Consider the following 17,114-nt stretch of genomic DNA (forward strand, 5'->3'; position numbering starts at 1 on the left):
ATGAATTTACATATTAATTTTAGCTTTACAACATTTGGCATTAAGTTATAGTTAAATAGTAATACTAAGAGGTGCTTAATGTTTAGTTCACTAACTAATTTTTTTACGAATACGTCTAAAAAGAAAAGTTCTCAATCTGAAGAAAATAATCATTCTTTCTCTAACAGCACAGAAAGTTTATTAGTCCAATCTACTAAAAAAAATCCTCAACTTGATGATCAAAGTAGAACTGACGCATCTCCTCAAACAAATCTTCAATTTAGTGAGGATGATGTAAAAAACGTGCTCCAAGACTTCGAAAAATTGGATTATAATGATAGTAAGTGTTTTAACAAAATAGCAGAGAAGTATAAAAAAGAGAGAGACCTTTTTGACTATGTAGTGTTAAGCAAGCAAAAGGAGATAATCAATATATTAGATAATAAGCTTCCTGATCTCAAAAGACAAGAAGAGTTTAGAAAAAGATTGGGTGAGTATATTTATTCTAGGATTAAAGATGGAATGAGTTATGGAGAAAATCTCCAAAGTACACTTCAGTTTCTTAAAGGTAGGGCAGAAGAAGTATTATCAGATTTTAAAAATTTGAGATTCGATTTTAAGGATAATAAATGTGAAGACCCTAATGATTATGTAAATTATAATAGCGGCCGGCCGGCAGATCCATTTGATAAAATAGCAAATTATTATCGAAGAAAAAGGGATATTTTTCTTTTTAACTATGCGATATTGAGTCAGCAAAAAGAAATAATGAATATATTAGATAAGAAGTTTACTAATGAAGATCAGAAAAAGAATTTTGAAAATAGGTTAGGTAGATATCTTATTCGAATTGAAGAAGGGATGAATGATGCAAAAGAATTTCTAAAAGAAGATGGTCTAGTAGGCTTTTTTGATGGACGTTATTGGCCAGGCGAAAATGCAGAAGTTAATCATTATGATAATCTTAGTGTAAATATTATTAAACCTGAAAAGAGTTTAGAAACAAGCCGTCTTTTCACTGACAAAATTGAAAGGATGGAAAGAAATAAAAATGAGGTAAAAAGAGCAAAAATATACAGCGATGGTAAACTAATTGTAACGATTGAAAAGAATGATAAGCAACAAAGAAATTACCGCTTTGCAAAAGATGCAACATGCGATATGAAAATTAGGTGGAGTGCAGAAGATGAGAAAGGTAATTCTGTTGACTGCTTTATTAGTTTAAATGCAAATCCTAGTAATATTGAGATTGGTCAGGTAACTATTAATGGTAAAGATGTTCAAGTAAGGGAAATTTTAGAATTAGCTAAGCAAAATAAGGATATGCTTATAGAAAATCAAGCTTTATATGAATTTTTAGAAGAATGTCTGGAGAACGTATTATGTGAGGAGGAGAAGAATATACAACCACAGGGGAAAGAAGTTGTTACAACACCTAGCTCCATTCTCCATGACGTGGAACTAGATGAGATCAGCGAAGAGGAAGCCATAAAGAAAGGCTGGACTCCCGGGTACTTTGGTAGTTAGATGTATACTACACATTAAACCTAAAGTGCATTATATCGCCATCTTGCACGATATAATCTCTGCCTTCGAAGCGAATTTTCCCTGCATCTTTGCAAGCTAATTCGCTTCCATATTTTATATAGTCTTCAAAGCTTATGGTTTCTGCTTTTATAAAGCCCTTTTCAAAATCAGTGTGAATTACACCTGCTGCTTTGTCAGCTGTTGATCCTATCTTTATTGGCCATGCACGTGCTTCTTTGGGGCCCACAGTAAAAAAAGTTATCATACTTAGCACTTCATACATAATACGTGCTACTCCATCAAGTCCTGATTCTTGTAAGCCAAATTCTGATAAAAAATTCTGTTTTTCCTCTTCACTATCAAGATTTGCAATATCTGCTTCAAGTTTCGCTGAAATACAATAAAATTTGCTTTTATTTTCTTCCGCCATTTTTTCCACCCTTTTAGATAGTTCATTACCAGTTATGATATTCGTATCTTCAACATTGCATACATACATAACAGGCTTTGTTGTTAGCAATTGAAGCAACTTCATCTCATCTTCATCGATATTCTCCAAGCTTCTTGCCGGTTTACCTAATTTTAAAGTAGCTAATACCTCTTGCATTAATTCAAGTTGTCTCTTTAGCTCTTTATCACCTTGCTTTGCTTTCTTTTCCAATTGAGGAAGCCTTTTTTCTATGCTATCAATATCAGCTAGAATTAACTCCATTTCCACTATTTCAGCATCTGATATTGGATCTATTTTACTGTTTACATGGCTGATATCGTCATCCGTAAAGCACCTGAGCAGATGAACAATGGCATCAACTTCTCTGATATGACTCAAAAATTTATTTCCTAGTCCTTCACCCTTGCTCGCACCCTTAACCAAGCCGGCAATATCGACAACTTCCAGTTGATTGTAGATTATTTTCCCCGAGTGAGCAATCGAGGCAATTTGTTTCAAACGCTGATCTCGTATTGGCACTTTGCCAACATTTGGCTCGATTGTGCAAAAAGGATAATTTGCAGCTTCAGCTGCACTTGACTCTGTAAGTGCATTAAATAAAGTTGATTTTCCTATATTTGGTAACCCAACTATACCACAGTTAAAGCTCATATTTGCTATTTAAAGCCTTAATTATTGCATAATTAAAAAATTTTTGCTATACCTAATTAGTTACTTATTAATAAGTTAGTTAATATAATAACATATAGCTTGAATTAAGGTAGAAATTATGGTTGGGCTTAGAAAACGGAAATTACCAAATGGTTTTGACAGTATTGAAAATGCTAAAGGACGCAAGACTTCAGAGAGTAATGTAGAAAAAGAACCTTCTAATAACCAAGTAGTTAAATATGATACTGCAGGTGATGGCAATTGCTTTTTTCATGCAGTGTTTGGTGATAACAGTTCTGGTACATATAAAGCTGAAAGAGCGCAAGATATGAGAATGGAATGGCACAAATTTTTAAGTCGATTTACGTCTTTAGATGATCCAAGTATGCCAGCTCCTTTAAAGGATCAGCTAGAAAAGGTTTTTAATATGTTTTTTAATAAGCCAGGGGATTTAACTGGCAAGTCTGATAAAATAAAGGGTCTGGTTAAGCAAACAAATAGGAAAATTGAAAATGCTGAAGGTAATGTGAAGAGGTTAGTAAGTAGAGCTGTTAGCAAATTTAATATATCGCATAATCAAGCTGTGCTTAATCTAAGTGAATATGCAGAGGCTCTTGATGGCATTGGTGAGAGTGACTATAATGCCGAATATAACAGTGATTTTATTACACGCTCATTTCTTGACAAACCTGAACTCTATCAATCCTATCTAGAAGCAATAGACAGTAAAAGTTATTTTCCTTTTATTGAAGAAATTCAATTATTAGCTTCTTTAGCCAACATTGAAATTAATGTCCATTGTAAAGTTAGCGGCAGAGAGAAACAACAAAAGTTTGAACCAAATCCTGAAATGATAAACAATGATCAACTAAATCAGATGTTTAATCGTGAGAGTTATAAATTAAATGACGAGTTATGGGGTAGTAAAGAGAGAGAAACAATATATCTTGAAGGAAATCATTACTCTAGGGCTAAAATTGTAACTCAAGAGTTAATAAAACAGCAGCAGGAGCAAGAAGACTTTCTATTAGCAAAACAACTTCGGATAGATGAAATTTTGGAATATTGTGATCTTTCAAAGGATATCTCTGAGAGAGTAGAGATTGAGAGGGAGTTTGATGAGTTATTGGCAAAAAATGCTGATGGAAAAATTGGTGATGTTATAGGGCAGTGCATTAATGATGTACAGCAACGTATAAAATGCCTTGAGGAGCCAGTCTTATCAAGAAGGTGCAGTGTGGAAGAAGCACGTGTAGAAAAAACATTTTATCAACAACAAGTACCACAACCTGTAAGATAAGTCTTCATAGTCTATATACTTCTATAGGGGGACATTCTATAATAAAAGCCATGCTCATTTTAACCACTGCTTAATAAGAATAAAGTCTTAGCAAAACAAACACAAGAACAATAGGATTTCTTGCTTGCAAAGCAACTCCAAGATCGGGAGGAAAAAGACTTTTTCCTTGCAAGGCAACTTCAAGAGCAACCCTCACGCACAATCCCTTAACCCAAATGGAGGAAGTAAAAATAGAAGATCAGCAGCAACAAATACTTATAAAATAATAACTCTATGGTTAATGTGCGAGATTTAATTAAAAAATGTTGTCATTCGAGTAGCTGACACTGGGCTCCAATGTCAATTACTCGGATAACAAAAAAACACAGGCTTCACATGCATCTGCAGTACTGTATTAGTCTACTATCTTCATTCCCACAACATTATACCCTGAATCAACATGTAAAATTTCTCCAGTTGTACCACTACTCAGGTCGCTTAATAAGTATAGTGCTGCCTTTCCAACATCTTCTATTGTAACATTGCGTCTAAGTGGAGAATTACTTCTATTCCATTCCGATATGGAGTGAAAGTCACTTATTCCAGAAGATGCCAAAGTTCTGATTGGACCAGCAGAAATTGCATTTACTCTGATGTTCTGTGGTCCGAGATCACATGCTATATATTTTACACTTGCTTCAAGTGCTGCTTTACATAAACCCATCACATTATAATTTGGCATAACTTTTTCAGCACCATAGTAGGATAAAGTAAGTAAACTACCGCCATTTAACATCATTTTTTCCGCTCTTTGCGCTAAAGCAGTAAAAGAATAGCACGATATATGCATTGCATTAATAAAGTTGTTTAGTGAAGTATTGACATATTTACCATTTAGCTCATTTTTATCGGAGAATGCTATTGCATGTACCAAAAAATCAATAGCACCCCACTTCTCCTTTATTTCCTTAAAAGCATTATCTATAGTTTCCTCATTTGAAACATTACAGTGCAATATTAACTCTACATTTAATTCACTTGCTATTGGTAATAATTTCTCTTTTATTGTTTCATTTTGATAAGTGATTGCAAGCTCAGCTCCATGTTCTGAGAGGGTCTGTGCTATACCATATGCTATTGACCTCTTATTTATTATTCCGGTTATTAACCCTTTTTTGCCCTGCAATATCATAGAATTATTTGCCTTTTTTATAATTTGAAATATTAACTAGGCAAAGTCAATTATGTTTTAACTGTAGCTAACGTATAAAAAAGGTTCTGTCTCATCTATAAACCATAGGAAAAAAGCTGGGATTATAGGAGTTATGAAGCCATTAACATAGCAAAATTCTCAAAAGTAGAAACATTATTTTAATAATTTGTCTTTTTTGAATCATACGAATATTTTCGGTTCTGTCGCATTTGTAGGGAAGTAGAAAGAAGAATGATATAATTGTCTAAAAAAAAGCAAAGATGTTTCGTATCAATCAAAAATTGTTGCCATATTTCAAAGGATTTAGCTTTTCAGCGGATGTTATCTGTATACATGGAATGTCGATTCTCTTTGAGCTATCGAGATTTGGAAGAAATGATGAGTATAAGGGGAGCAAAATGCTACGTTACAAAGGTGGGTTATCACCACTGATAGATGAGGCAGTAAGGAAAAGAAAGAAGCAGGTTGGTAGTAGTTGGAGAGACTTACATTAAATTAAACGGTAAATGGGTTTATTTATATACTGTAGACTTGTGTGTTAGTAGAGACAAGTCTGCAGCACTTGCATTCTTTCGTAAAGCCTTCAGGAGTACCTATCTTCCTGAGAAAATTGTAATTGATAAAAGCGGCAGTAATACTGCTGCTCTTGATGATTTGAATGCAGAAATTTCTGAAGATTACAGTTCTTCAAATAAAATATCTAAATAATATTGTTGATAGATTTATCAAAAAACTAATAAAGCCAATGCTTGGGTTTAAAAGCTTCCATTCCGCAAAGATTACCATCACAGGCATAGAAAATATTCGTATGATTAAAAAAAAGACAAATTATTAAAATAATGTTTCTACTTTTGAGAATTTTGCTATGTTAATGGCTTCATAACTCCTATAATCCCAGCTTTTTTCCTATGGTTTATAGATTGCGACAGAACCGTTGGTAAGCATGAAAGCGCTTTACAACGTTTTTTATGTGAAAGCCAATGTCAGCTACTCAAATGATACCATTTGTTATAAACTCACTTTTACTCTATGGTCTTGTCGATATCCTGAACAGATACAATATTTTTTATTTATAAAATGAAGTAACTACTTATCGTAAAGTTGATCTATAGATATAATACTACCATTTGATGACTTTTCAGCACATTTCTCACTTTCATATTCTTTATCAGAATCAACGCTAAATACTAAAGTATCTCCTGAAATTTTATCATGAAACTCACTAATAGCAAAAAACGGTACAGTGACTTGTTCTTGTTTTCCACGAAAGCTCAAACTGACGCTAAACTTATCTTCAAGAACTTTTAGACCAAAAAATTGATGCTGTAATATAATAAGCATTTGAGTAGGGTATGATTCTTTCAAGTAGTCTGGCATGACAACACCATTAAAGCACGTAAAAAATACTATTTCTAAGTGAGGAGTAAAAACATTATCTAATATAGTATTCAAAGCCTTTTTGATAACTTGAAATTTAGCATAACTAAGCGACTTCTGATAATCTGTTTTATCCATATAACCCTTACATGTTTGGGGGAACTTCTGTTACCCGGCGTTCCCTAAACCGTGCTTATAGCAATGAAGTTATAGTGCCTAAATTAAGCAGCTAATGCAACATTGTCTTCAGCAGCAAAGTTATCGTTTGCATCTAAATTGTGAACTCTTAGCGGTGGTATCTAACCGAGCAAAGCTACCATCTTTACTATGCATGTCGATCCTTACTCGCCCCCGTATCAATCAAAAAATATGGTGGAGGCGCCGAGTACTGCCCTCGGGTCCAATACACCTATTACAAGGTAATTTTATTGCCATAGTACAAAAAATGCACATCTTTATTATACAGTAGTATTGAATAAATGTCAAGTTGTTGAACGTAAAATCGGTTGTAAGCTAAAAAATTAATATAAAAATTACTTCGCCTATTTATCTAATCTTAGTATAATCAAAGTAGAGATATTTTTAGAGCTCAAAATCTATCTTCGTCTGCAGACTTTTTTATCAAATAATCAAACTCAGTAAAGAATGTAGAGTATCTTCTTCAGCGCAAATGGGTGCACACATATGCTTAATCTCTGTCGTATGTGCGTTACATTTTTTCTGTTCTTTATTAATAAATATGGGGGATTCTATGCCTAATTCTTAACAAAAAACTACTCAAATGCTTTTGTAGCTATTGAATTTCTGAGTTCAAGAAAGCAAGAGACAGTGTGAGAAATGGCACAAGCCGAAAAAAAGATAAGTTGTGGAACAAAAAATGCAGACAACTGTGGAAAATTACCCACTGGAATCCAGACTTTGATTGTCAAATAAAAAATTCACATCTTAAAAGGATCATATACATTAATTTCCTTAATTTTCACTTTTTCATTTAATAATCTTAAGATGGGCTGTAAATCATCGTCGATTGATAAGCACAGTACTTCTCTATCAAGATAATTGGCTAAATGATTCTTCTTCTCAAGAATTTCTGTTTCTTCCAATAAGTCACATTTATTTAACACTACAATTTCCTCTTTTTCAACAAGATCGCTATTGTAAAGCTTCAGTTCATTATGCGTACAATTATAAGCTGAAATAATGTCATCGTGAGTTACATCAATTAAATGCAGTAAAATTTTGCACCTTTCTATGTGCTTTAAAAATTTGTGTCCGAGCCCAACTCCAAGATGAGCATCAGCGATTATTCCAGGAATATCTGCTATTACAATTTCGCTATAATCCACTTTTGCTACACCTAAATGTGGTCTTATAGTAGTAAATTCATAATCGCCTACTTTCGTATCAGAATTCGAGCAGCGGGTTAAAAATTTAGATTTACCTACATTTGGCATACCAATAATGCCAACATCAGATAAAACTTTTAGCTTCAATACTATGTTTCTTTCTTCGCCGGGCTGACCATGGGTAAAATGTCTTGGTGCCCTATTGGTGGAAGATTTAAAGTTAGTATTTCCAAGCCCACCTTTTCCACCTTTCACTACTTGAAATTCCATGTCAGGTTTATCAAGATCTACTATTATTTCCTCACTTTCTTCATCGATTATTTGTGTACCAACTGGAACTTTAAGTATAATATCTTTTCCTGCCGTGCCAGATCTATCTCTACTCGTACCACTTTTTCCACTACTTGCTTTAATATGTCTTCGACAACGAAAATTAAGCAAAGTGTTGAGATTTGCATCACTGATGAAAATTATGTCTCCTCCCCTGCCTCCATTACCACCGTTTGGGCCACCAAATTCAACGAATTTTTCTCGACGAAAACTCGCGCAGCCATCGCCACCATCACCTGCTTTTAAATATAATTTAACTTCGTCTATGAAGTCCATGCTAACCCACAATAATATTTAGCATTTTCTCCTAATGAACTTTCTATTCTCATTAATTCATTATACTTTGCAAGCCTATCAGAACGCGACAGCGAGCCAGTCTTGATTTGTCCACAATTCGATGCAACCGCTATGTGGGATATCGTTGTATCTTCTGTTTCACCTGAGCGATGCGAAATAATAGCCCTATAGCCATTTGATTTTGCCATTTCAATAGCAGCAAAAGTTTCCGTAAGTGTTCCTATTTGATTTGGTTTAATTAGTACAGAATTTGCCATTTTTTCCTCTATTCCCTTACTTATTAGTTCACAATTTGTAACAAATAAATCATCCCCGACTAATTGAATTTTACTTCCCAATTTTGCAGTAAGTAATTTCCAACCTTCATAGTCGTCTTCATTCATTGCATCTTCTATAGAAATTATTGGATATTTGCCTACAAGGTCAAAATAATACTGAACCAATTCCTCTGAAGTGAGTTCTCTGTTTTCAAATTTATAAACTCCATCTTCATAAAAAGTAGATGCAGCAACATCAAGACCCAGTGCAAAGTGATTTTTCATCGAATAACCGGCAGATTCAACAGCCTGAATTATCAAATTAAGAGCTTCTTCAGTGCTTCCAATGTTTGGTGCAAAACCACCTTCATCTCCTACGTTTGTGCTATAACCTTTTTTCTTAAGAATGCTGCGCAAGTTATGAAATACCTCTGCAGATATTCTGATTGCTTCACTGAAAGTTTCAGCACCAACCGGAAGAATCATAAATTCTTGAAAATCGAGTTTATTATCTGCATGTACTCCACCATTAATGATGTTAATTAGCGGAACTGGCATCTGCTCTTCCCCTACTCCCAAATACTTATATAACGGCATTTTAAAGCTGTTTGCTGCTGCTTTTGCAACAGCAAGAGACACACCCAAAGTTGCATTTGCTCCAAGTTTAGATTTATTTTTTGTTCCATCTAGTTCAATTAAAACTTTATCAATTGCACTCTGGTTTGCTGCATCCATGCCAATGATTTTATTTGCTATCACTCCACTCACAGATTGAACAGCTTTCAGCACTCCTTTACCACAATACCTTTTTTCATCTTGATCTCTCAGCTCCAATGCTTCTAGTTTACCGGTCGAAGCCCCAGAAGGGACAGCGGCTCTACCTGTTGCTCCATCACATAGTTCTATTTCTACCTCAATTGTTGGGTAACCCCTGCTATCTAAAATTTCTCTTGCAAATACACTGCTGATCGTCTTTTTCATCATGCTAAACCTCCACTAGATTCACAATTGTGTTCACGTTCGGGAAATGTCACCCCAGCGCTGTAACATTTCAGTGTACGAACATTGCAATATACAGGTAATTTGAGTAGCGGATGGTCAGTGCTTGACACTGGAATCCAGTTTTTATTATACAGCCACTTATTTAAAGTTAAGTCTTCTGGATCCCAGTGTCTGGGCACTGGGATGACACCATTCTTAATGGAAGCTATCCCCATATCGCAATGTCTGTACAGTTGTTTGCCTAGACACTGGGATCCAGTTTTACTACACAATTTTATCATATAAATCACCAATGCTTAAGTTTATTTTACTAGCAGCAGCTTTGCAGTTTCTTTCCCTAGTTTAGCTATATTACTACCAGCACCAATAAATAATACTACATCTCCTGAACTTGTCGAATTACTAATAAAATGTGAAATGAGTAAAGCATCATTCATAATCTTCACATCATTAAACCCATTACTGATCAAGGCTTTTTGTATATCATCAATTCCACAGCCAGGAATAGGCTTATCTTCTGGAGGATGGACAGGAGTGAGAATTACATAATCAAACATCATGAAAATTCGTACGAACTCATCAAAAAAATTACGAACACGAGCAAAACGAAGCGGCTCGATAATTCCTGTTACCTTTCCTTTAGTGGTCAAACGTGCTGCTGCCAGGGTTGCTTGTATTTCATTTGGATGATGAGCATAGTCCTCAATTAACTTAACACCTTTAATATCGGCAATTAAAGAAAATCTCCTTGCTACTCCTTTAAATTCCAAAAGACCTTTTTTAATCTCTTCATCACTAATTCCAAGTTTCACTGCAACTGATATTGCAGCCAGGGCATTGCTAACTTTATGCATTCCTATTGCATTTGATAGCACTACATTCTTTATAATTCTGGTACAAGGTTGAATATCTTCTTTTTGTCTTTCGAGAGCGAGTTCTTTTAATCGAAACACCATATGTACATTATCATCATCAATTTCAATACGCTGAACTAACTTTCTAATTATATTAAATTTAGTCTCCCAATCTACCTCTGATAAATCACACTTTTCCTTCGTTATATGCCCTCTTAACATCTTCACTTCTTCCCATACTACCCCTTCTAGTATATCTGCGCGTATTGATTTGCTGTTACATTCACCAAAACGTTTTCCAGGACAACGATAGTAACTTCTTCCTCCCTTAGCATTACTCATTCCATAATAAACGGATTTGCAACACTGACATATCACTAACCCTTGTAATAAGTATTTTCTTCCACTTTGTTGCATTTTTTCTATTTGTAGCTTTTCTTTTTCCACACTGTATCTCTACGACTTATATATATTTTGCCTATAGTAAAATACGCACATAATGAGCCAAATCAAGGAAAGTGCAAACCAAGTAATTGTGTATTCAAGATGCTTTATTGGCTGTATAGTCAATTTGCCACCAAAATTATCTTGCCACAATATACATTTCTCTAGCTTAATACCTAGATCATTGGAGATTTCTTCTGTACTTAAGGTAAACCATGTATTTGAAGCAATATCATTTTTGATAAACCAATTTTTGCTACCATCACAATACAAAACGCCATCAGCAGCTACTTTTTCAATTTTTGCTTTTTCTTCTTTTTTTTCTCTGACTATTCCTTTATTTATTAACATGTAATGTCCATTGATAAGCAACATAGGAGACAGCACATGATAGCCACGTTGACCTGCGAAAACATATAGTTCTATATCACTTAAAATTCCGTCGATTTTAACGTTTCTGTAGTTAAACTTTGAAAGATTATCACTAGGCAGTAGATGAATAACTGGAAGATCCATATTTTTGATAATATTATTCTTCCAGCTCAATCTAAATAACTGCCATAACCCGAGTGAAAAAAGAAGTAAAAAAGGTATAATGAAAATAAATACTGTTTTTCTTAACACTCTATATTTGTGTTCTCAAGTAATTTTCAATACCCATAAGCTCAATAAGGTCAATCTGTTCTTTGATCCAATGTAAGTGCTCTTCCTCATTTTTCAGTAGTCCTTCTAATAACATTACACTCACGAAATCCTTTTCTTTTTCAGCAACGGAAATTGCCTCTTTGATGCCCTTGATACCTTCTTCTTCTAAGTTAGAATTATCTTCTAAGATTTTCTGCATTGTATCTTTTGTGAACTTTCCTTCATACTTTGAGATTTTATTTGTATCTTGAAAATTTGGCATGCCCTTAAGCAGTAAAATTCTTTCTGCCAACCTATTTGCATGCTCAAGTTCTTCATTAAGCTCCTTTCTCATCTTTTCTGCAAGTTTATTGATTCCGCTATTTTTAAGAATCGCAGAATGCAAAAGATACTGGCGTACAGAAGTCAGCTCATTTGTAAGTAATTTATTTAAATGTTCTACTATTTCTTTATTCATAACCTTTCTTTAGCTAATATACCAATGTAATCTACATAACAATCAAGGCAACATCAATTCATTTTTCTCACAACAATCGTATCAAATAGCACATCATGAAATGCCTGTTTCCTCTGAGAGAAGCAAGCAACTAAATACCAACTGAAGGTAAGCATCACTATAATCACTTCTAGTGTACTTAAAGCATTTACTGATGTTTGAAAAAGTTTGATAAAGGTGATAATTGAATTATTTAGCATAGGAAGGAAAAACTGAGAGATAGTGCGATCAAATGCTAAGCTCAAACCTATTTTAGAACTATCTAAAGTGATAGTATATATATTCATTAACTGTTGACCAGGAGTTGCTTGAGCTGTTGAAGATATAAAATATGTAAAGTATCCACAATTTATACACATGTATGACAGGTGTAAAATTAATGGAAAATCCCCTAATGACAACACAATTAGTAAGGTTGGAATTAATAAAATTGCTACATCTATTAAATATGCGCAAAAGCGCCTGTGTACACTAGCGATCTCTGTCATTACCACCTATCTTTCAAATACTTTACTATGAATTCTGTAAGTTTATTAAAATGTTGAAAATATAACAAATCTTCATAACCTCTTATTGATTGTCCGTATACAATAGGTAAGCAATTTGCATTTTGTGCACATAGAATATCTGTGATGCTGTCACCAACAAAAAACACATTTTCTCTATTTACAGGTAGCGTACTCTCCTCTAGTGCAAATAGCAGTGGAGTTGCAGATGGTTTATCTTCTGCAGTATCACATGATCCAACTATTCTTTCAAAGTAAGAATCTAGTTTAAAGTAGGCAACTTCTTGACGTAAATTAGTATTTTTCTTATTGCTAACTATCGCTAGGTAAATATTGTGGCTTTTCAGTGTCTGCAGCATTTTCTCTACTCCTTCATTCAGAGTAATATTTTGTAACAATGCATTATCTAGGTATTTTTGATATATCTGATTCGCTTTTTTCCACTGATCACCAAACAAATTGACCATGTAGCTCTTTCTTGATTCATGAGAATTTCTATCAACAACTTTACTGCCAGATCCCATCAAATCTAAAGTATGCTTAATGGCATTAGAAATATTATCTTGAGTATCAACTAAGGTATTATCCCAATCGAATACTACCGCTAATCGGCTATTTTTCATTTTTATATTGTGACGTATTTTAAACTAATAAGTAAATAATATTTTGATGATAAAGCTTCTATGTTAATCATTTTTACATAGTAACCTAATACACTGGTTATATTATATGGTTCTGTCGCATCTATAAACCATAGGAAAAAAGGTGGGATTATAGGAGTTATGAAGCCATTAACATAGCAAAATTCTCAAAAGTAGAAACATTATTTTAATAATTTGTCTTTTTTGAATCATACGAATATTTTCTATGCCTGTGATGGTAATCTTTGCGGAATGGAAGCTTTTAAACCCAAGCATTGGCTTTATTAGTTTTTTGATAAATCTATCAACAATATTATTTAGATATTTTATTTGAAGAACTGTAATCTTCAGAAATTTCTGCATTCAAATCATCAAGAGCAGCAGTATTACTGCCGCTTTTATCAATTACAATTTCCTCAGGAAGATAGTTACTCCTGAAGGCTTTACGAAAGAATGCAAGTGCTGCAGACTTGTCTCTACTAACACACAAGAGTACAGTATATAAATAAACCCATTTACCGTTTAATTTAATGTAAGTCTCTCCAACTACTACCAACCTGCTTCTTTCTTTTCCTTACTGCCTCATCTATCAGTGGTGATAACCCACCTTTGTAACGTAGCATTTTGCTCCCCTTATACTCATCATTTCTTCCAAATCTCGATAGCTCAAAGAGAATCGACATTCCATGTATACAGATAACATCCGCTGAAAAGCTAAATCCTTTGAAATATGGCAACAATTTTTGATTGATACGAAACATCTTTGCTTTTTTTTTAGACAATTATATCATTCTTCTTTCTACTTCCCTACAAATGCGACAGAACCCTAAAAAAGAAGTAATACATATAATCGGTATAGGTGGAATTGGAATGAGCGCAATTGCTGAAATTCTTCATAATTCCAGTTATAAAATTCAAGGCAGTGATACGCGATCAAACGACAATATAGATAGGTTACAAAAATTAGGTATAGAGGTCTATATTGGTCACGATGCAAGTAGTATTAGACAAGCTCAAATAGTTGTACATTCTTCCGCAATAAAACCTGATAATGTGGAGCTAGTTGCAGCAAGAAATAACAATAAAACAGTTTTGCATAGGTCAGACATGCTGGCTAAAATTATGAAAGGTAAATATGTGATAGCGGTTTCTGGTTCAAGTGGCAAGACAACAACAACAGCTATGATTGCTTCCATTTTTGATCATTCTGGTACTGATGCTACTGTAATTGTGGGAGGAGTATTAAACTCCTATCAGAGTAATTCAAAACTTGGCAAGAGTGACATTTTTTTAATCGAGGCTGATGAGTCTGATGGAACTATGTTAAAAATTCCTGCAAATATTGCTGTTGTAACAAGTATTAATGACGACCATATAGACCATTACGGTACATTTAACGAAATCAAAAATGCATTTTCTCGATTTGTAAACAACGCGAATTTTGCGGTTTTACCTGATTCTGCAAGCGTCAATTATGATGAGAATAATTCTATAACGTTTGGGTTTGGGAATGATAAGATTAGAGCCAGCAACGTCAAACAACACAATAATAGCATAGAATTTGATGTATTGATTAGTATAAACGAAAATAACTGGATTCCATTGTCAACTACTCAAATAGTTGATAGGGATGGGATAAAAGCAGTTCTTGATTCGTCACTTCAATGCTTGAAACTGGATTCTCGTTTCAATGTTAAACAAGATACTATAGAATTTAAGAGGACAATCCCTAGAAAATCTCTACATTCAAAAAAAGTAAATCGTACTAATGCTATTTGAACAAGCTAGCGTAAAAGTAAGCTAAATTTTTTAAGGTACAAAAATAGCAAGAAACAGTTGTTTGAAAAAAATTGGAATTTGATTGGATTGCTGAAAATTGGCTCTCAAACTTTAGACGCATGAGCAAGATAATACTCTTTAACTAATATAGATTAGGTGATTTGGAAGAGATACATCTAGAGCAGCCAGCAAAGTTACAATACATATTACCGCAATAACTAGAAATGAGAAGGATCTATATGGTGATTATAGATTTTTCCAGACCTTGAAAACAATAAATAGACAGTAAATTAGAACTACTGCAAAAAAAACAAGAATAGCTACACTGGTTGCTTGACCATCGTAAACGTAGCTTGTTAAGCCGATAAAAATAGCCATGATAGAAGCTCTAATAAATGAAATTGCAGAAGAAGTTGTGCCTTTCATTTCAGGGAAAATATTTAATGATGCATTGAAAATGACTGCTTGACAAATTCCACAGCCAATACAAAAAATAACCATAGACAGCGTTACTAAGTAGTAAGCACTGGGCATGATTATACTGAATATTAAAAGTGATAGGGATCCAATAGCAATTACGCCTGTACCGGAAATTACACACCAAATTGCTCCAAGTTTCTTTAAGATCTTACTGGAAAACAGGCTAATTAGTGAGAAAGACCCAACCATTGCACCTTGATGTAGCGCATAAATAGTGCTGGATAAACCAAAAGTTTCCATATACAAAAAAGGGCCACAAGTAATGAATGACATATAAGCCGCAGAAAAAAGGCTCTGTGCCAAAGACAACACCATAAATTTTGAACTTGATAATAATTTTTTATAGTCTTTCATCATTTTTTTTAGACTAAAAATATCACGGTCCTTTTTTGTTTCTGGTAACAGAAAAAGCAGCAAAACCCAAGAGATGAAACAAAGTATTGCAACACTTGCATAGTTGCCACGCCACCCAACAATTTTGTTGATGAAACTGCCTAATACTGGTGCAATTGCTATGAGAACTGTGATAATAGAATTCATGATTCCAATAAATTTTACTGCTTCGTTGCCTTTATAGCTGTCTGCAATAATTGCAAACACAACTACAGATGTGCTAACACCAATGCCTTGAATAAAGCGAGAGATTAAAAGCCAAGAAACTGACAGCGCAAAGACACAGCCAACAGCACCGATGAGTAGCAAAGTGTTGCCTATGATCATCATCCTTCTTCTGCCATAGCATTCAGACAATGGACCAAAAAATAACCCTCCTATGCAAACGCCTAAAAAATTATAAGCAATAGTTAATTGAATTGTGCCTTCCGGTACGTTAAAATAGCGTACTATATCAGGAAAACTAGGTACAGAAATATCAATTTCAATGAACTTAGCAATTAGAGATAGAATTAATAAAAACGGTAGTAACACTTAAAATCTTTAATTAATGAATAAAAATATCACATTTAAAGCGTTGAAAGAAGAACATTTTTCACTATTATTAAAATGGGTAGAAATGCCCCATATAAAGAAGTGGTGGGATACGGATATAAATTGGACACCAGAGTTAATTGAGAAAAAATATAGCAACTACGTTAAAGGATTCAAACGTTTGAAATTTAAGACACAAATTATTGAAAAACCAATGCACGCATTCATTATTAATTGTGATGGAGTTGATATTGGTTATATTCAATATTACAACAAAAATGATTTCCCACCTAAACAGATCTATAACACTTTAGAACTTCCAGAAAGTTGTGCTGCTATAGACTGGTATATCGGAGAGCTGAATTATGTAGGTAAAGGAGTTGGTTCACAAGCTTTGAATATATTTTTAAACAAATTTGTCTTTAAAGTTTATGAGAATGCCTTTGTCGACCCAGGTATAGCAAATGTTTGTGCAATCCGTGTTTACGAAAAAGTTGGCTTTAAAAAAATTATGGAAAGTAATAGTGCGATTTTAATGATTAAGGCAAGAATTCCTGAGAACCATTCAAGATGAGTGTTTTTTCAACAATCTACCTAAATTACTACAAGTGGTTTATAAAAATATACAAGGAG

16 protein-coding genes, 1 other RNA gene and 2 pseudogenes are annotated in these 17,114 nt (G+C 33.9%); 5 read left to right on the forward strand and 14 right to left on the reverse strand.

The window, feature by feature from the left end; all coding sequences use genetic code 11:
- Positions 1-78: 78 nt before the first annotated feature.
- On the forward strand, positions 79-1,506 hold the full coding sequence (locus ACICP1_RS01890; protein ID WP_395460984.1) for a hypothetical protein: 1,428 nt from the start codon (positions 79-81) through the stop codon (positions 1,504-1,506).
- Between the two features lie 7 nt (positions 1,507-1,513).
- Here the strand turns inward: ACICP1_RS01890 and ychF are convergent, their stop codons facing one another.
- Complete coding sequence (gene ychF, locus ACICP1_RS01895; protein WP_010406370.1) at positions 1,514-2,608, reverse strand: redox-regulated ATPase YchF; 1,095 nt, start codon at positions 2,606-2,608, stop codon at positions 1,514-1,516.
- 118 nt (positions 2,609-2,726) lie between these two features.
- Here ychF and ACICP1_RS01900 point away from each other — a divergent pair, with 118 nt between their 5' ends.
- The gene (locus ACICP1_RS01900; protein WP_395460985.1) at positions 2,727-3,908 is read left to right on the forward strand and encodes a hypothetical protein; all 1,182 of its coding nucleotides are present in this window, start codon (positions 2,727-2,729) and stop codon (positions 3,906-3,908) included.
- Positions 3,909-4,302: 394 nt separating this feature from the next.
- Here ACICP1_RS01900 and ACICP1_RS01905 read toward each other — a convergent pair whose 3' ends face one another.
- Complete coding sequence (locus ACICP1_RS01905) at positions 4,303-5,079, reverse strand: enoyl-ACP reductase (RefSeq protein WP_010406361.1); 777 nt, start codon at positions 5,077-5,079, stop codon at positions 4,303-4,305.
- A 281-nt stretch (positions 5,080-5,360) separates the two neighbouring features.
- Here ACICP1_RS01905 and ACICP1_RS01910 point away from each other — a divergent pair.
- Positions 5,361-5,935: pseudogene (locus ACICP1_RS01910) on the forward strand (IS6 family transposase).
- A 251-nt stretch (positions 5,936-6,186) separates the two neighbouring features.
- Here ACICP1_RS01910 and ACICP1_RS01915 read toward each other — a convergent pair.
- The 11 genes and pseudogenes from ACICP1_RS01915 to ACICP1_RS01965 form a co-directional block, all read right to left on the reverse strand.
- Complete coding sequence (locus ACICP1_RS01915; RefSeq protein WP_264682772.1) at positions 6,187-6,615, reverse strand: ClpXP protease specificity-enhancing factor SspB; 429 nt, start codon at positions 6,613-6,615, stop codon at positions 6,187-6,189.
- Between the two features lie 14 nt (positions 6,616-6,629).
- Positions 6,630-6,967: a transfer-messenger RNA gene (gene ssrA, locus ACICP1_RS01920) on the reverse strand.
- A 448-nt stretch (positions 6,968-7,415) separates the two neighbouring features.
- Positions 7,416-8,429: an Obg family GTPase CgtA gene (gene cgtA / locus ACICP1_RS01925; protein ID WP_395460986.1), complete on the reverse strand. Its 1,014-nt coding sequence runs from the start codon at positions 8,427-8,429 to the stop codon at positions 7,416-7,418.
- Positions 8,417-9,691, reverse strand: a complete 1,275-nt coding sequence (eno, locus tag ACICP1_RS01930) for a phosphopyruvate hydratase (protein ID WP_395460987.1) — start codon at positions 9,689-9,691, stop codon at positions 8,417-8,419. The genes cgtA and eno overlap by 13 nt, the downstream gene beginning before the upstream one ends.
- On the reverse strand, positions 9,688-9,924 hold the full coding sequence (locus ACICP1_RS01935) for a WPE palindromic element domain-containing protein (protein WP_230440369.1): 237 nt from the start codon (positions 9,922-9,924) through the stop codon (positions 9,688-9,690). Before ACICP1_RS01935 ends, eno begins: the two co-directional genes overlap by 4 nt.
- 87 nt (positions 9,925-10,011) lie before the next feature.
- Entirely contained in the window at positions 10,012-11,010 is a 999-nt protein-coding gene (locus ACICP1_RS01940; RefSeq protein ID WP_395460988.1) for a recombinase zinc beta ribbon domain-containing protein, read from the reverse strand.
- Between the two features lie 9 nt (positions 11,011-11,019).
- On the reverse strand, positions 11,020-11,631 hold the full coding sequence (locus ACICP1_RS01945) for an SURF1 family protein (protein ID WP_395460989.1): 612 nt from the start codon (positions 11,629-11,631) through the stop codon (positions 11,020-11,022).
- A 1-nt stretch (position 11,632) separates the two neighbouring features.
- Positions 11,633-12,109 (reverse strand): bacterioferritin, encoded by a 477-nt coding sequence (bfr, locus tag ACICP1_RS01950; protein WP_010406741.1) that lies wholly within the window; start codon positions 12,107-12,109, stop codon positions 11,633-11,635.
- A 53-nt stretch (positions 12,110-12,162) separates the two neighbouring features.
- The gene (locus tag ACICP1_RS01955; protein WP_064085312.1) at positions 12,163-12,636 is read right to left on the reverse strand and encodes an RDD family protein; all 474 of its coding nucleotides are present in this window, start codon (positions 12,634-12,636) and stop codon (positions 12,163-12,165) included.
- Positions 12,636-13,277, reverse strand: a complete 642-nt coding sequence (locus tag ACICP1_RS01960; protein WP_010401658.1) for an HAD family hydrolase — start codon at positions 13,275-13,277, stop codon at positions 12,636-12,638. Before ACICP1_RS01960 ends, ACICP1_RS01955 begins: the two co-directional genes overlap by 1 nt.
- A gap of 157 nt (positions 13,278-13,434) precedes the next feature.
- Positions 13,435-14,056: pseudogene (locus tag ACICP1_RS01965) on the reverse strand (IS6 family transposase).
- A 52-nt stretch (positions 14,057-14,108) separates the two neighbouring features.
- Between ACICP1_RS01965 and ACICP1_RS01970 the strand changes: the two are divergent.
- Positions 14,109-15,074 carry a Mur ligase domain-containing protein gene (locus ACICP1_RS01970; RefSeq protein WP_395460990.1) on the forward strand — a complete coding sequence of 322 codons (966 nt, stop codon included), beginning with the start codon at positions 14,109-14,111 and terminating at the stop codon, positions 15,072-15,074.
- A gap of 246 nt (positions 15,075-15,320) precedes the next feature.
- Here the strand turns inward: ACICP1_RS01970 and ACICP1_RS01975 are convergent, their stop codons facing one another.
- Positions 15,321-16,481 (reverse strand): multidrug effflux MFS transporter, encoded by a 1,161-nt coding sequence (locus tag ACICP1_RS01975; RefSeq protein WP_264684792.1) that lies wholly within the window; start codon positions 16,479-16,481, stop codon positions 15,321-15,323.
- Positions 16,482-16,497: 16 nt separating this feature from the next.
- Between ACICP1_RS01975 and ACICP1_RS01980 the strand changes: the two genes are divergently transcribed.
- Positions 16,498-17,055: a GNAT family N-acetyltransferase gene (locus ACICP1_RS01980; protein WP_395460991.1), complete on the forward strand. Its 558-nt coding sequence runs from the start codon at positions 16,498-16,500 to the stop codon at positions 17,053-17,055.
- Positions 17,056-17,114 lie beyond the last annotated feature (59 nt).

It is taken from the genome of Wolbachia endosymbiont (group B) of Ablattaria laevigata (assembly GCF_964277395.1).
Lineage (GTDB): Bacteria > Pseudomonadota > Alphaproteobacteria > Rickettsiales > Anaplasmataceae > Wolbachia.

Bases quoted from the DNA above. Each gene is read 5' to 3' on its own strand.
- ACICP1_RS01890 (WP_395460984.1), top strand. From the start codon at position 79: ATGTTTAGTTCACTAACTAATTTTTTTACGAATACGTCTAAAAAGAAA.
- ychF (WP_010406370.1), bottom strand. From the start codon at position 2,608: ATGAGCTTTAACTGTGGTATAGTTGGGTTACCAAATATAGGAAAATCA.
- ACICP1_RS01900 (WP_395460985.1), top strand. From the start codon at position 2,727: ATGGTTGGGCTTAGAAAACGGAAATTACCAAATGGTTTTGACAGTATT.
- ACICP1_RS01905 (WP_010406361.1), bottom strand. From the start codon at position 5,079: ATGATATTGCAGGGCAAAAAAGGGTTAATAACCGGAATAATAAATAAG.
- ACICP1_RS01915 (WP_264682772.1), bottom strand. From the start codon at position 6,615: ATGGATAAAACAGATTATCAGAAGTCGCTTAGTTATGCTAAATTTCAA.
- cgtA (WP_395460986.1), bottom strand. From the start codon at position 8,429: ATGGACTTCATAGACGAAGTTAAATTATATTTAAAAGCAGGTGATGGT.
- eno (WP_395460987.1), bottom strand. From the start codon at position 9,691: ATGATGAAAAAGACGATCAGCAGTGTATTTGCAAGAGAAATTTTAGAT.
- ACICP1_RS01935 (WP_230440369.1), bottom strand. From the start codon at position 9,924: ATGGGGATAGCTTCCATTAAGAATGGTGTCATCCCAGTGCCCAGACAC.
- bfr (WP_010406741.1), bottom strand. From the start codon at position 12,109: ATGAATAAAGAAATAGTAGAACATTTAAATAAATTACTTACAAATGAG.
- ACICP1_RS01955 (WP_064085312.1), bottom strand. From the start codon at position 12,636: ATGACAGAGATCGCTAGTGTACACAGGCGCTTTTGCGCATATTTAATA.
- ACICP1_RS01960 (WP_010401658.1), bottom strand. From the start codon at position 13,277: ATGAAAAATAGCCGATTAGCGGTAGTATTCGATTGGGATAATACCTTA.
- ACICP1_RS01970 (WP_395460990.1), top strand. From the start codon at position 14,109: ATGCGACAGAACCCTAAAAAAGAAGTAATACATATAATCGGTATAGGT.
- ACICP1_RS01980 (WP_395460991.1), top strand. From the start codon at position 16,498: ATGAATAAAAATATCACATTTAAAGCGTTGAAAGAAGAACATTTTTCA.